At 67.2% G+C, this 13,994-nt stretch carries 13 protein-coding genes and 2 pseudogenes; 4 read left to right on the plus strand and 11 right to left on the minus strand.

What is annotated here, in order from left to right; genetic code table 11:
- Positions 1 to 3 precede the first annotated feature (3 nt).
- Both AAW14_RS00265 and AAW14_RS00270 read right to left on the minus strand, forming a co-directional pair.
- A complete protein-coding gene (locus AAW14_RS00265; RefSeq protein ID WP_265558518.1) occupies positions 4 to 1,359 on the minus strand; it encodes a serine hydrolase domain-containing protein in 1,356 nt (451 codons plus the stop codon).
- The gene (locus AAW14_RS00270) at positions 1,352 to 2,038 is read right to left on the minus strand and encodes a TetR/AcrR family transcriptional regulator (RefSeq protein ID WP_265558521.1); all 687 of its coding nucleotides are present in this window, start codon (positions 2,036 to 2,038) and stop codon (positions 1,352 to 1,354) included. The genes AAW14_RS00265 and AAW14_RS00270 overlap by 8 nt, the downstream gene beginning before the upstream one ends.
- Positions 2,039 to 2,225: 187 nt before the next feature.
- On the opposite strand from AAW14_RS00270, the gene AAW14_RS00275 reads away from it, so the two are divergent.
- A complete protein-coding gene (locus tag AAW14_RS00275) occupies positions 2,226 to 3,065 on the plus strand; it encodes an IS5 family transposase (protein ID WP_265558523.1) in 840 nt (279 codons plus the stop codon).
- Positions 3,066 to 3,089: 24 nt separating this feature from the next.
- Here the strand turns inward: AAW14_RS00275 and AAW14_RS00280 are convergent, their stop codons facing one another.
- The 4 genes from AAW14_RS00280 to AAW14_RS00295 form a co-directional block, all read right to left on the minus strand.
- Complete coding sequence (locus AAW14_RS00280) at positions 3,090 to 3,242, minus strand: hypothetical protein (protein ID WP_265558525.1); 153 nt, start codon at positions 3,240 to 3,242, stop codon at positions 3,090 to 3,092.
- A 52-nt stretch (positions 3,243 to 3,294) separates the two neighbouring features.
- Positions 3,295 to 5,064, minus strand: a complete 1,770-nt coding sequence (locus AAW14_RS00285) for an ABC transporter ATP-binding protein (protein ID WP_265558527.1) — start codon at positions 5,062 to 5,064, stop codon at positions 3,295 to 3,297.
- Between the two features lie 80 nt (positions 5,065 to 5,144).
- Positions 5,145 to 6,293, minus strand: coding sequence for a cupin domain-containing protein (locus AAW14_RS00290; RefSeq protein ID WP_265558529.1), 1,149 nt, complete (start codon positions 6,291 to 6,293; stop codon positions 5,145 to 5,147).
- 167 nt (positions 6,294 to 6,460) lie between these two features.
- Positions 6,461 to 6,622: a hypothetical protein gene (locus AAW14_RS00295; RefSeq protein WP_265558530.1), complete on the minus strand. Its 162-nt coding sequence runs from the start codon at positions 6,620 to 6,622 to the stop codon at positions 6,461 to 6,463.
- Positions 6,623 to 7,085: 463 nt separating this feature from the next.
- On the opposite strand from AAW14_RS00295, the gene AAW14_RS00300 reads away from it, so the two are divergent.
- A complete protein-coding gene (locus tag AAW14_RS00300; protein WP_265558533.1) occupies positions 7,086 to 7,349 on the plus strand; it encodes a hypothetical protein in 264 nt (87 codons plus the stop codon).
- 345 nt (positions 7,350 to 7,694) lie between these two features.
- Here the strand turns inward: AAW14_RS00300 and AAW14_RS00305 are convergent, their stop codons facing one another.
- Both AAW14_RS00305 and AAW14_RS00310 read right to left on the minus strand, forming a co-directional pair.
- On the minus strand, positions 7,695 to 8,423 hold the full coding sequence (locus AAW14_RS00305) for an alpha/beta hydrolase (RefSeq protein WP_265558535.1): 729 nt from the start codon (positions 8,421 to 8,423) through the stop codon (positions 7,695 to 7,697).
- A 563-nt stretch (positions 8,424 to 8,986) separates the two neighbouring features.
- Positions 8,987 to 9,178 carry a hypothetical protein gene (locus AAW14_RS00310; protein ID WP_265558537.1) on the minus strand — a complete coding sequence of 64 codons (192 nt, stop codon included), beginning with the start codon at positions 9,176 to 9,178 and terminating at the stop codon, positions 8,987 to 8,989.
- 118 nt (positions 9,179 to 9,296) lie between these two features.
- On the opposite strand from AAW14_RS00310, the gene AAW14_RS00315 reads away from it, so the two are divergent.
- A complete protein-coding gene (locus tag AAW14_RS00315) occupies positions 9,297 to 9,998 on the plus strand; it encodes a DUF6461 domain-containing protein (RefSeq protein WP_265558539.1) in 702 nt (233 codons plus the stop codon).
- A 916-nt stretch (positions 9,999 to 10,914) separates the two neighbouring features.
- Here the strand turns inward: AAW14_RS00315 and AAW14_RS00320 are convergent.
- A complete protein-coding gene (locus AAW14_RS00320) occupies positions 10,915 to 11,727 on the minus strand; it encodes a class I SAM-dependent methyltransferase (RefSeq protein ID WP_265559239.1) in 813 nt (270 codons plus the stop codon).
- A gap of 171 nt (positions 11,728 to 11,898) precedes the next feature.
- Positions 11,899 to 12,009, minus strand: a pseudogene (locus AAW14_RS00325) (DDE endonuclease); the annotation flags it as partial.
- Positions 12,010 to 12,363: 354 nt separating this feature from the next.
- On the opposite strand from AAW14_RS00325, the gene AAW14_RS00330 reads away from it, so the two are divergent.
- Positions 12,364 to 12,792, plus strand: a complete 429-nt coding sequence (locus AAW14_RS00330; RefSeq protein WP_265558544.1) for a VOC family protein — start codon at positions 12,364 to 12,366, stop codon at positions 12,790 to 12,792.
- Positions 12,793 to 12,813: 21 nt separating this feature from the next.
- Here AAW14_RS00330 and AAW14_RS00335 read toward each other — a convergent pair.
- Positions 12,814 to 13,814, minus strand: a pseudogene (locus tag AAW14_RS00335) (IS5 family transposase).
- Positions 13,815 to 13,994 lie beyond the last annotated feature (180 nt).

Consider the following 13,994-nt stretch of genomic DNA (forward strand, 5'->3'; position numbering starts at 1 on the left):
AGGTCAGCCGCTCTGGGCGACGGCGCGCAGGGCGTCGAAGGTCTCCTGTTCGTCTTGCTGGTCGCCGTAGTCGCTGAGTTTGACCACGACGGTCCTGTTTACGGGGTCGACGTAGATGTACTGCCCGTATACGCCGAGGGCGGAGTAGTCCTTGCCGTTGCCTCCGGGCGGATGCCACCACTGCGCGGAGTAGCCCCAGCCGTCGACCTTGTGTGGTGCTGGGGTGGCGATGCGTGTGATCCATGCCAGGGGGATGATTTGTTTGCCTTGGGCACGGCCGTTGTCCAGAACGAGCTGGCCGAGCTTGGCGTAGTCGCGGGGGGTGGCGTTGATGCAGCAGAACGCCTTCTCATGGCCGTTGTCGTGGTCGAGGTTCCAGGTGGCGCTGTCCTGTGCTCCCATCGGTGCCCAGATGTTGTCCGCCAGGAGGACGGCCAGCGGCCGTCCTTGGACCTTGGCCAGGACCTGTCCGAGGAGTTCGGTGTCGATGCTGCGGTAGGCGCCTTGGCTGCCCGGCGGGAATTGCAGGTCGCGATGGTCCTGGGCGAAGGCGGGCAGGTCCCGGGTGAGGTACATCCGGGCGGTGCCGGTCAGCGGGTAGTACTCGTTGTAGTTCTCCGGGACGTCCACACCCGACGTCATGTCCAGCAGGTCGCGCACCGTGATGGCGTCATAGGCTCCGCCGGTCTTCAGCTGGGGCAGGATGTCGACCAGCCGGTCGCCTTCCCGGAGTTTGCCCTGTTCGACGGCTTGCCCGGCGAGAAGGGACACCACCGACTTGGCGGCCGACCAGGACGACAGGCGGGTGGTGGGGCCCACCCCGTCGCGGTACCACTCGTGGGTCAACCGGCCGTCCCGGAGGACGAGGAAGGCATTGGTGTGGGTGGTCGTCAGGAACTGCTCGACCGGCACCCGCTCGCCCTTCCACGGCACGGCGGCAGGAAGCGACTCGTCGTGGACGGGCAGAGGTGCCGGCGTGGCGGAGGCGGGGACTGTGCGGGTGGCGAACAGGTCGCCCTGCCGCGAGGGCTCGGTGGCCAGCAGTTGGACCAGCGTGGGTGGGGAGGGGATGTCCAGCAGCGCGGTGGCCGTGCAGGAGCCGGCCACCAGCACACCAAGCGCCACCGGCAGCGCGATGAGGGTGCGCCGAAGTACGCGCCGTGTCCGCGGCTTTGCAGAACGCGAGGCGGCCACGGTGCGCTCGGTCGGCTCCACGGCCCGGGTGGTGGGACCGGCAGCGGAAGCAGACCGGGAGCTGGCTGCCGGTTCGGGACCGCTGTCCTGCGGGGCTTTCTGGCTCGTGTCGACAGCGTCGTCAGCCTCGTCGGCGGCTTCCACAGCAGGGCGATGGTCAGACATCGGCGTCGTCCGTGGGGGTGGTGCGGGCGGTTGCGTCGACTGCCAGCCAGAACGCCTCCATCAGCGTCTGGAAGACGGCCTCGTCGTCCTGCGCAGCCAGGTGGGGCAGGTGCGTGGTGATGGCCGGATAGCGCTCGGAGGAGATGGTGGCGTACGCCCCGGCCCAGGCATGCTCGTCGGCGGCGCGCACCTCCTGCGGGAGCGCGGCATACCCGGCACGCATGCCCGCGTACGCCAGCACGGTGTCGGCGAGCATCCGTTGGTAGCGGGCCACACTGCCCTCGTCCAGACCGATCTCCTCCAGCGCCGCGAGCATCATCTCCATCGCGGCGAACTCCCCCGGGCCGCGGGTGGTCCGGCACGCGACGGCCGCACCGACGTACGGGTGGGCCTCAAAGACCTCCACCAGGGAGCGGGCCAGCTCCTGCAGCACCTCCCGCGGCCCCAGGCCGTCGGGCACACGCTCCACGGCCATGGCCAGCAGCCGGTCACCCACCGCCAGCAGCAGCGCGTCCCGGTCCGCGAAATGCCGCCACACCGCCGACCGGTCCACGCCCAGTTCCTCCCCCAGAGCCCGTCCGGTCAGCCCGTCCGGTTCCGCCCGCGCCGAGATCCGCACGGCCGCCTCCACGATCAGCTCCGGCGACAACCGCACCGCCCGGCCCTTGCCCACAGCCATACCCGTCCCCCACTCTCGCAATCATCAGTGCTGTCATCAATGATGACAATGCTGGGGTGGGATGGTCAACTCTGGAGTGCCACCATGAATGCGGCGACGTTCGGGAAGGGCTTATCAGCCGGACGCAGGCAGTCGAGGCGATCTGCCGCCAGCCCAGCGCGACGCTCTGCGACTACCAGGGAGACCTGTGCCTGTTCTTCCGTCATGGCTGACCGAACCGCTGTGGGACCAGTTCTCGGCGCTGCTGCCCCAGCGGCCGCCCTACCACCCTCACCATCCTCTCCGCTGCCACCGTCCGCGCATCAGTGACCGGATCGTGTTCGACAAGCTTCTGCAGTTGCCGAGGTTCGGCTGCCCCTATGAGGCGATCGCTGACACGACCTGCTCGGCCAGCACCATCCGCAGCCGTCGCGATGAGTGGATCCGCCTGGGCATCTTCAGCCAGTTGAAGCGGATCGCGCTCGACTCCTACGACCGCATCGTCGGCTTGATGCTGGATCAGATCGCCATCGATGACTCCCTCACCAAGGCACCCGGCGGCGAGGTCGCCGGGCGTTCCCCGGTCGACCGGCGAAAACAGGGCCTGAAACGCTCCGGCATGACAGACGGCTACGGAATCCCGCTCGGCCGCGTTCTGGCCGGGGCGAACTGTCACGACTCTCCGCTGCCGGCCCCGACCCTGGACCGCCTCGCGGAACTCGGGCCGCCGCCCGACGAAATCACGGTGCACCTGGACGCTGGGTACGACTCGAACAAGACCCGCGCCCTGCTCGACGAACGCGGGCTGCACGGTCGGATAGCGCACAAGGGCGAGAAAGCCCCGATTCAGGCGAGCCGGCGGTGGCACGTCGAGCGCACCCACGCCTGGCAGAACGCCTTCCACCGTCTTTCCCGCTGCTACGAACGCCGCGCCGTCGTGATCGACGCCTTCTTCGACCTCGCGCACACGATCATCACCGTCCGCCGCCTGATCCGACGATCCTGGACCACCCACCGCTGGGACAACCGCCCCAGGCGATGCCCGTAAGCCCACGCCTATCTGCGCGAGTTCTTAGTCGACGTCGTCCACGCCGAAGTCGAAGCGGCGGTCATTGGCATCGTGGTTGTCGTCGAAAACGCCCGTGCTCTTGTCGCCGTACGGCCTGACCGCTGCCCCTGACGGGCGGACGACCGTGATGTCATTCGGATCGAGTGTCTTCTCCATCGCCAACTCTCCCTCTCCGTTTGTTCTTCCGTGGATATCCCTGCGTGCGTGCCTAACCGGTGGTGGCTGTGAGCAGGCGGCTCCGCGTGACCAGAGCGGCGTAGTGGCCGCCGTTGGCGAGCAGTTCCCGATGGCTGCCCCGCTCGGTGATTCGGCCGTGATCGAGGACGATGATCTGGTCGGCGTTTCGGACCGTGGACAGCCGGTGGGCGATGGTGATGGTGGTGCGGTTCGCGGCCAGGGTGTCGAGGGCCTGCTGCACGGCGGCTTCGGTGCGTGTGTCCAGAGCGCTCGTGGCCTCGTCGAGAACGAGCACCGCGGGATTGCGCAGCATCGTGCGGGCGATGGCCAGGCGTTGCCTCTCGCCGCCGGAAAAGCGGTGCCCGCGTTCGCCGACGATGGTGTCGTAGCCGTCGGGCAAGCCGGCGATGAGGTCGTGGATCTGTGCGGCTTGTGCGGCGGCGACCACTTCCGCGGGCGTGGCGTCGGGCTTGGCGAAGCGCAAGTTGTCGGAGATCGTCGTGTGGAACAGATGGGTGTCCTGGGAGACCACCCCGATGATGTCTGCCAGTGTGTCGGAGGACAGACCACGGATATCGACGCCGTCGATGGTCACACGCCCGGCGCTGACATCGTAAAGGCGCGAGATCAGGTACCCCAGGGTGGTCTTGCCGGCCCCGGTGGGGCCGACCACCGCGAGATGGCCGCCAGCGGGCAGGTCGATGGTGATGTCATGCAGGATACGTTCACCGCCGTAAGAGAAGTCGACGTGTTCGAAACTGACATGTCCAAGAGGTGCCGACAGCGGGATCGGCCGGGCGGGTTCCGGAACATCGACAGGCAGATCCAGGTATTCGAAGACCCGCTCGAAGAGGGCCAGCGAACTTTGCCATGCGATACCGACCTGGAGAAGCTGTACGGAAGGGCTGAACAGTCCTTGCTGAAGGGTCGTGAAGGCGATCAGCGTGCCAATGGAGACGACCGGCCGACCATGGTCGGCGGTGAGACCGGCTCCCCAGTAGATGAGGACCGGCATGGCCGCCATGATGACCTGGATGCTTGACTGCCGCCATCGTCCCGCCATCGACGCGCGGATGGTCAGACTCGTCAGTTCCCTTGACTGCCTGGCGAATTCGCTGGTGAGCACTGCGGAACGGCCCATCACCCGGCCCAGCAGGAAGCCGTTGACCGACAGCGATTCCTCGACGAGTGTGGACATCAAGGCGAGTTGCTGCTGCCTCTCCTGGGTTATCGACCGGCGCTCCTCGCCGACCCGTCGGCTGATCAGGACGAAGATCGGCAGTATCAGCACGGACATGATGGTCAGTTTCCAGTCCAGTGCGATCATGGCCGCCAGGCTGCCGAAAACGGTGGTCGTACTGGCCACGATGGTGGTGGCCACATTGGTGACCGTGCTGCTCATGCCGCCGATGTCGTTGGCGATGCGGGACTGCACCTCACCGGTGCGGGTCTTGGCGAAGAATGCCAACGACATACGCTGAAGATGCCCGTAGACGGCATTGCGCAGGTCGTTCATCACGTCCTGGCCCACAGTCATCGAAAGGTAGGACTGCAGTACGCCGACGGCAGTGCTGCTGACGGTCAGCAGCACCATGCCGCCGACCAACAGGGTCAGCAGCCCGGTCCGCGATCGGGGCAGCGCGAAGTCCAGGATCTCCCGCAGCAGGAACGGCGGCACCAGCGCGGACAGCGCGGACACCACGATCAGCCCGAGCACCACCGCCAACCTGACACGATACGGCGCGAACAGCTTCAGGACACGTCGCAGCGAGACGCCCGGCGGCTTCTTCGACTTCTCCATGGCGGAGATCTCCCGATGGCTCGGTCGGCATGGTGGTTGTGTCCGCCGCTTCGGCCGGCCGGCACAACCACCGCGACGATCTAGACGAAAGTGAGAAACCCCTCACGGAGCAGAGTCCGGATGAGCACCAGCCGGCCCGGTTCGTCCAGATCTCCCGGCACGTCGTTGGCCGTGAACACGTCGGCTGTACCGGTCGCGTGCCGCACTTCGTCAGCCACCGGGACGGGGAACCGCACCGACTTGTTGTGGAAGTCCAGCTCGACCGCGTCATCGGTGACCGTCAGGTTCCAGCGCAGTCCCGGCCTGCGGCGGACGCGGGTGTCGATCCACAAGGTGGCAAGCCTGTCCAGGTCGGTCAGGTGGCCGCGCAGCGTCGGCGATCCGATCGACGCCGTCCGCTTGACGTTCTCGGCAACCGCGGCAGACGGCGACAGCCGCGTCCGCAGGACGTCGAGCAGTTCGACGAAGGTCCCCTCGACCTGGTGCCTCAGGTGCACATCGTGGGCGAAGCCAATCGGTAGCCCCTGACGGAACCGCACCTCCTCGGTGAAGAGTTGGCGCATCGCGTCGGTGAACACATCGGACCACAACACCGGGTGGACACCGATCGTGATGTGCACCGAGGCACGGTCCTGCGCCGTGGCCCAATGGACGGTTCCCCTCGGCAGGTACAGCACGTCCCCTGACCGCAGGTCGAACGCCTGCTCCGGGTCCGGCTCCGGCTGCGACTTGTCGTACGGCTGTCCGCGCAGCGGCAACGCGTGGGGCTGGCTCGCCAGTCGCCAGTGCTTCGTCCCGTGCACCTGGGCGACAAACACATCGTGTGTGTCGTAGTGGGGCGCGAAGCCCTGTGCTCCTGCGGGAGTGAGATAGACGTTCATCTGGAGTCTCGCGCTCATTTCGGCGCCCAACGACCCGGCCAGCCGCCGCAATGGCTCCCACCGCTGGTCAAGGCTGTTGAGCACGATGGTCGAACCGCTCCGGTAGCGCTCGAACAACGCCTCCAGCGCATTGGTGAGCCCATTGCGCGCGGAGGTCGCCAGCTGTGAAACCGGGGTCTCCTTGCCGTTCACCACCACCCGGATGCCGTCGAGGTGCACTCCGGCCAAGGACAACACCTTGTCGACGTCATCCAAGGTGAGCAAGTCGGCGTAGTAACTGGGGGCTTCGCGCCGTACGAGCAGGGGCCGCTGCTCCCAGTAGTCCCGCCGAAATGTCGCGAGGTCCATCGGATGGATGAGCTGGGAAAGACCGGGGAGAGGCTGCGCGGTCCGCGCAGCCTCTCCCCGATCCGTAAGAAGCGCCATATTCCGAGTCTCCCTACGGAACAGAGATACTGAATTTCTTCGACGGCGGCTCCGGGCCCGAGCCCGACTCGAACCCGGGCCGTTGTCTCTCAGTAGCCGTCGTAGTTGTCGTTGTCGTCGTCCGAGTAGAAGAAGTCGTCATTGTCGGCGCCGAGCGGCTTGACAGTTCCCGCAGCGCCAGCACCGAAGCTCCACGGAACTCCTGACTGACGAACAACCGTGATGTCGTTCTCGTCCAGTGACTTGGCCATGCTTACCCCCTTCCCAATGCCGAGGATGGTGCGCCGGTCATGTGCCGCGGCGATGTGCTGCGCCGTGCGGCTGGTCCGTCGGCAATCACCCGTACGCCTCTGCGACGCGAGGCCGAACGGTCCGCCGACACGACCTGTTCTACTGCGACGTGGCTGTCCGGTGTCGGTGGCTGGACACCGGACAACAAGGTCCGGACAACGGGTACGGCGCGCATCGGCCAAGGGCGCCCGGTGCCCAACTGCGCGGCCGTCTCGTTGTCCAGCCAGGGCTGGGACACGTTAAAGCAGCGCAGAAGGTGCCGTTCGACCCCATGCCGCGCAAGCGTCGCAAGACGGCCAGGCCATTCCGCTGCTGTCGCGTTACGATCCCCACGAGCGCCAAGCCAGCTCGGCGGTGCCGTTCGTCTTCCAACGCAAGATTGGGACGAACCAAGAGGTCATCTCCCCGGCCACCGTTGTGAACATGCTGCGGCGGCGACGCTGCGAGGAACTCGCCGGACGCCATCCCGGCGTCCGTACAAAAATGCTTCCCCGGCTCGACGAGATCGAGGACGGTCTGTTGGGCTGCCGCGCCCGCGCCGAACACGAGGCATGGCTCGGTGAGGTCGAGGGCATCGACCTCACCCTCACCTTCCTCCGGCAGAAACGCGAGGAGACCGAGCGCCTGGGCCGCATCGCGCCGGTCGACCTCGGCATTCCCCGTCATCACGGCACCGCGATGACCTGAGTGCCCGTGGGATCGTTCCCAGCACTCGGCGAGATCGAGGGTATCGACCTCACCCTGACCTTTCTGCGCGACAAGCGTGCCGAGGCGCACCGCATTCAACAGCGAGAGCCGACCCACCTCGGCCTACAGCCGTCGGCCCCCGGAACGGATCATGACACCAACACCAGCGGGACCTTCGCCGACGTCAATCTGGAGACGCGCCGCCCCGACCGGGCGGTACCGCCGCGGTCGGGGCGGTTGTGCATCTGCTGGCCACCGGCATCGAGGAAGGCCGGGACCTGTCCTCGATGAGCGGCGTCCTGGCCGACAGTTCCTATCGTCTGCTGCCGGCCTGACGGCCCGGCCTCACTTCAGGTGCCTGGCGAAAAACCGGTTCCCGTCGTCCCCCTCGAACTGTGGGACGCCGGTGTGCCCGCCCATATTGGCGTGCAGCGTCTTCTCCTTGGCGCCGAAGGCGTCGAACAGGTCCAGGGCCAGCTGCCGGTCATTTCCTTCGTCGTCCCACTGCAGCAGGACCTGCAGCGGAATGGTGATCTGCCGGGCCTCCTCGAACAGGGTGCGGGGCACGAAACTCCCGGCGAACAGAAGGGCGGCCGAGATGCGCGGCTCGACCACCGCCAGCCGGATGCCGATGGCGATCACCCCTCCGGCGTACCCGACGGGGCCGCCGATCTCGGGCAGCGAAAGGAGGGCGTCCAGGGCGGCCCGCCATTCCGGGACCGCCTTTTCGACCAGTGGGAGGACGAGCCGGTCGACGATCTCGTCGACCGGCTCGCCGGCCTCCAGCGCCCGGCGCAGGTCGGCGCGGGCCTCCTCGGCGGCGGCGGAACGGGGCCGGTCACCGCTCCCGGGGAGCTCGATGGTGGCCGCGGCGAAGCCCTCCGCCGCGGAGTGCCGGGCCCGGGCCACCAGCCGGGGGTACATCTTGTGCAGTCCGCCGGGGTGGCCGAGCAGGATCAGCGGGGCCGGTGCGGATGCGGATCCGGGCGTCCACAGGATGCCGGGGATCTCGCCGAGGGTGAATTCGCGCTCGAGGACACCGTCGTCGAGGCGCTGTTCAGAAGTGAATCGCATGGTCGTGCCTTTCGGGAGGGCTCTAGAACGGCGCTCCCGGACGACCTATCGCCCGACCGTGACCCCGGAGGAGAGCACCCATGTCGATACGTTCACGGGTACCACCTCCTCGTTCTCTCGCACGGCCTCCGGAAAAGTAGCAGTGGTCGCCGTGGTCCGCCAACAGGTTTTTGCGGAAGCTCCTTGGCCCGCCGGGAAAGCGGTCACGCTCAGCCAGCAGGATCCAACGGACTCACAGCCGCTCGCTTGACAAGTGCAGAGAAGGTTCCTGCAGGTAGTGGGCGTTGCTTGGGACCGAGCGAGCCGGGCGGAGGCCAGGGACTTCAGCCGCTGGATCAAGCTGACGGTCAAGCCAAGGCGAGCGAAGACTTCGACTCGGCGGTCGGTACAGCCGGCCGACGCCCCGAATCCTGTGACGGGGAAGCCGTCAGGCGGGCCCGGCTACGCCGCCGGAGTCCGTGCCTCGGAGCTGATCGGCATCCGGCAGCGCGATGTCGACCCCGGGCAGCAGTTGATCAGTGTGGTGCGCGAGGTGCGTCCATGAGCACGCCGGTGTCAGACGTTCACTCCTGCGACCAGATCCGGACCAACGGGCGCGGTTCGTCGACAGCCGCGACAACCTCGTCGACCGCATCGCCGAGGCCCAACGGGAAGGCTGGCTCGGCGAAGCCGAAGAACTCCAGGTCAGTCTCGCGGGCGCGGAACACAAGCTCGCCCAGCTCGACAAGATGGCCCGTCGAGCCGGCGGCGTCCACCTTGGCATCCCCGAGTTCCGCGACATCGCCAGCCGCACCGCGGAGCACCTGGGCGCCCGCCGATCCCCTCCGACCTCAAGTAGGGCCCTGTCACCGGCACCTGACAGCATGACCGCTCATGAATGCTGAACCGTCAGATCACTCCTGGCTCCGAGACTTCCACGGAGGCTTCCTGCTCGAGGGATACACCCTGACGCTCGTGCGTGGACTCTCGCCGCAAAGGTTCCTCGACCGCCTCGGCGCAGACCCGCAGGGAGACGTCGCCGACTTCGATGCGTTCGTTGCCCGAGACCGCGACTTCCAGGATGATCAGGATGAATGGGGCGACTACATGTTCGTCGGCGCCACCCTCGTCCAGGGCAAAAACGCCGACTGGGTCCTGGCCTTGGAGATCAACGGCGGCATCGAGATCCGGACCGACGCCATGATGCGCGCCACCCTCGGCACCAGGGGCGTCTCGCATTTCCGCAGCCCTAACGCCATGAGCCTGTTCTCCTGGTGGGAGGACGGCGAGCTGCGCACCCGGTTCGAAGGCCCACTCCACCGCGACGGCAGCACCCCCGACGAGCTCGTCGACCTCATGCACCAAGTGGGGTTCGACTTCGAGGACGGCAGCTGCGATCTTGAGGACTACATCGCACTTGCCGAAGAGCTCACCGGAGTCCAGGTGACCCCGGACATGCTGGAAAACAGCACCTACTCCACCGGCATCGTCGAGATTCCCACGGACGACTGGACGAGTGTCGTCATCGACGTCACCGATGCCCACGGCACGCGCGCCTACGTCGAACTCCCCAATCCCACCTGCGAACAGCACTAACAAGCGCAGGACCCTGCGTTGGTTCAGAGACGCCTGCGTCCGCTGTTCCATGCTGCGACCCGACCCCGCCCAAAGGCCCCGCCTCGTCGAGATCGTCGACAACCTCAGCACGCATCGTGGAAGCCCAACGCGAGGGCTGACTCGGCGAAGTCGAAGGACCTCCAAGTCAGCCTCGCCGGCGCCGAAGTCAAACTTGCCCAGATCGACCAGCGGTCCACCATCGCCCTCGGCATGCCCGAGCTCAGCCGAGTCACCGGACGCACCGTCACCACCAGCCGAAACCCCAGAGACTTCCATGGAAGTGATCAGCGACGACGACCAGTACTCGTGGAGACTGTTGAAATGGCGTCTGCAATCTTCGGCTTCGTGGGAGTCCTACTCGGTTCCCTGACCACGTCCGTCTTGACGATCTACAAGGAGGCAGCCGCTCGGTCCGTCGCCCGAACCTGCGGGTGAGACCGGGTACTTGCTCGGCGAAGGTCATGCGCCCAGCAGGATTCCTCCTCGCAGACGAACCTCCGCACCCGCAACGAACCCACGTCGAACTTGCCCGCCGTCGGCAAGTCACGAGGAAATCGCAGGCAGGAGCCGTGTGTTCGCCTCGACCAGCACCCGCGCGCCGGACAGGCCGCCCGTCCTGCGGTCGTACGGCCTCGACCCGGACGACCGTGTCGATCACCTCGACCGATTCCACCAACACGCCCTCGACCGAGGAAAACAGCAGCTCGTTCAACTGCGGCAGCACTTCGTTCACGGCGAAGGACTGTCGACCACACCACCATCCAGCCAGGCGATTTTCGGGCGAACTCTAGTGGTTGCAGGCGGTCGGTGCGCGCCCGGCTGGCTGGCCGCGCATGAACCTGGTCCACCATTCAGGTCCCCTTGGAATGGATCATCTAGGGAACCGGGAGGCGCTCTACCGGCGGACCGCCGAGATCAGTCCGCCGGGCCGCTCCTCGCGCTCCGGCGGGGTGCTGATCGGGCGGCCGTAGGCGGCAGCGCGCTCACGCAGGGTGTGGCTGCCGGCCTCCCAGCCGTGCCCGGCCAGCCAGCCCACCGGGTCGTCGGGCATCTCCGAGACCCACATGGACGCCGCCGATCCCGGCACGGCGTCCGCGCCGAAGCGCTCGATCACGCCGCGCGAGCCCAACGTCAGCCCCATCCAACTGCCTGCCGCCGACTGCGCGCCGATCCGGGCCAGCAGCAGCTCCACCGCGTCCTCGGGCAGATAGATCAGCAGTCCTTCGGCGATCCACACGGTCGGCACGGCCGGGTCGTGCCCTGCGGCGGTCAGCGCGCCTGGCCAGTCCTCACGCAGATCCACCGCGACGGTGATCCGCTCGCAGCGTGCGACGGCCCGCTCCTGGCGCAGCACCGAAGCCTTGAAGTCCAGTGGCGCGGCGGTGTCGACCTCGAACAGCCGGGTGCCCTCGGGCCAGTCCATCCGGAAGGCCCGGCTGTCCATGCCGGCGCCGAGCAGCACGACCTGCCGGACCCCGGACGCGGAGGCCTGCTGCAACAGGTCGTCGAGGAACTTCGTCCTGATGACGATGGAGAACGACACGGCCAGCCGGCGGCGTCGCGCGGCCTCGTCATCGGGCGGCGGCGAGGAGGGCCACAGGCCGTCGGCGGTGGCGAAGGCCCGTGCCAGTGGGTCGCGGAACAGTGCCTTCTCCCGCTCGGTCTCCAGCGCCCTCACCCTGGCCACCCCCACCGCCGTGGCCCACACTCCCGACGGCTGCACCCGCTCCTGCTCATCAGTCACCGCGCCAGCCTAGGTGATCAATTACAAGGGGCCTGATGAGGGGAGCCAGCTTCATTCGCGACCAGCCAGTCATGCGCGCACTGACCGCCTACGACCACTAAAACCACCATTACTGACCTTGAATGCGTGATGTCGTCATGGTGGTTTGCGCAGGCCGGTGCCGGTGAGGCAGCCGTCCAGGACGTCGTGTCTGTACTGGAGTTGGTGTAGGGCGCGCCGGACTGCGGTGATCAGGTCATCGGGGTCGGGCGCGTACTGAGTCGTGATCACCAGAGCCGTGACAGCCCGCTACGACAAGCACAGATACGTCTACCTCGGCACCGTCACCGCCGCTGTGACCGAAGCAGCGGATTTTTCCAACGGCGGCTCGACCTGCGGCCGGAGCACAGCCGAGGAACAGCGTTGCCCCAGCCTGCGATGGTCACTAAAGTCGGTCGGGTGACTGCCGGGTCGGCCATGGGCCATGCACGAGTGAGGTTCCCGGCCTCGGCGTGAGCGCGAGGCGGGCAAGAGGCCCGCCCCCTTCTCCGCGTCTTTGCTCCCGGCGCCCGTATGCGGCGCTTCACCACAGCGGATCCCAAGACCGGAGACACACCACTGATGTCCTATGACCAGCAGTACCCGCATGAATCCGAGCTGTCGGCGGCCGGTGTCCAGTTGAACCACACCGCCATCTACGCAAGCGACCGGCACCTATCTGCCGAGTTCATCGCCGCGATCCTGGGCCTGAAGGTCGGTGCCTCTTTTGGGCCGTTCCTGCCCGTCGACCTCGGCAACGGCGTGACGCTCGACTACTACGAGAAGAGGGACGAGCCGATCCAGTCACAGCACTACGCCTTCCTCGTGCCCGACGAGCAGTTCGACGCCATGATCGCCCGCCTGGAGGTGGTCGGGGTTACCTACTACGCCGACCCCAGCCACACCGAAGCCGGCCAGATCAACCGTCTATTCGGTGGTCGTGGCGCCTACTTCGACGACCCGGACGGCCACAACATGGAGATCATGACTCGGCCTTACGTCCGCCCCTAGAGCGGCGCATATCGGCTGTGCTCAAGAAACAGCCTGGTTGAGGTCTTTGACCCAGATCATCGAGGCGCGCAGATGGAGGCCGGCGAGGTAGCTGTCCGGGGTCTTGTCGTAGCGGCTGGCGATGCCTCGCCGGGCCTTGAGCTTGTTGATCAGGCGCTCGACGGTGTCCCTCTCTTTGTTGTCCGCGTATTGGCTGACGGGTCGGCCGCCCCTGGAGCCTTTCCTCTTCCGGTTGGCGGTCTGGTCCTTCCTCTCGGGGATGACCGCCTTGATGTGGCGTTTGCGCAGGTGGGCCCGGTTGCCGCGGGTCGAGTAAGCCCTGTCCCCGGCGACCGCGTCCGGCCGGGTGCGGGGGCGGCCGACGGGGCCGCGGACCCGGACCCTGTTGAGCACGGGCATGAACTGCGGGCTGTCCGCGGTCTGGCCGGCGGTCAGCACGAACGCCAGTGGGCGGCACTTGCGGTCGGCGGCGAGGTGGACCTTGCTGGTCTGCCCGCCCCTGGAGCGTCCCAGGCGGGCGGCCTTCAGCCGCAGTTCTCGCCGACGCCGGATGCGCCGTCGTTCTTCCCGCTCGGGATCTGCCTCGGCGTCCTGCCCACTTTGTTCTTCCGAGCCGCCGCCCTTGACCTGCACTTCTCCTCCTCGGCCGTGGCCTTCTCCAGGGCGGTGACAACGTCCTGGTCCAGGTGCATCCCGGCCGCGTCGTGGTGAGCACGCATGGTGGTGGAGTCGACGCTGACCAGGGACAGGTCCACCTCGCCCCGCTCCGCGGCTTCCGCGATCACGCCCTCCAGCCCGGCCGCGAACACGCCCGCGTCACGCCACTGCTGGAAGCGGTTGTGCACGGTCGACCAAGCGGTGAACTCCCCGGGCATCTCCCGCCACTGCCCGCCGGTCCTGAACCGCCAGATCACGCCCTCGCACTGCTGCCGCAGCCGCTCGGGGTACGGGCCGTACTCGCCGATCGGCGGGTACGGCTCGATGAACTCCCGCTCATCGTCACTCAGTTGCACTCGCGTCACGCAACACGAGCTACCGGTCCTGGCCCCGCCACGAGGGCTCTTCCCGCAGATTGATCGGAACCCGATACGCGCTCTAGGCGCGTTGACGATGTGCGACAACTCCCCCACGCTCCTTCACCAGCCGGACACCAAGCTCGGAGCGCCGCACGGCCCGCCCGGGACTTGTCCGGGCGGTCACGC

It is taken from the genome of Streptomyces hygroscopicus (assembly GCF_026168105.1).
GTDB classification, from domain to species: Bacteria; Actinomycetota; Actinomycetes; order Streptomycetales; family Streptomycetaceae; genus Streptomyces; species Streptomyces hygroscopicus_D.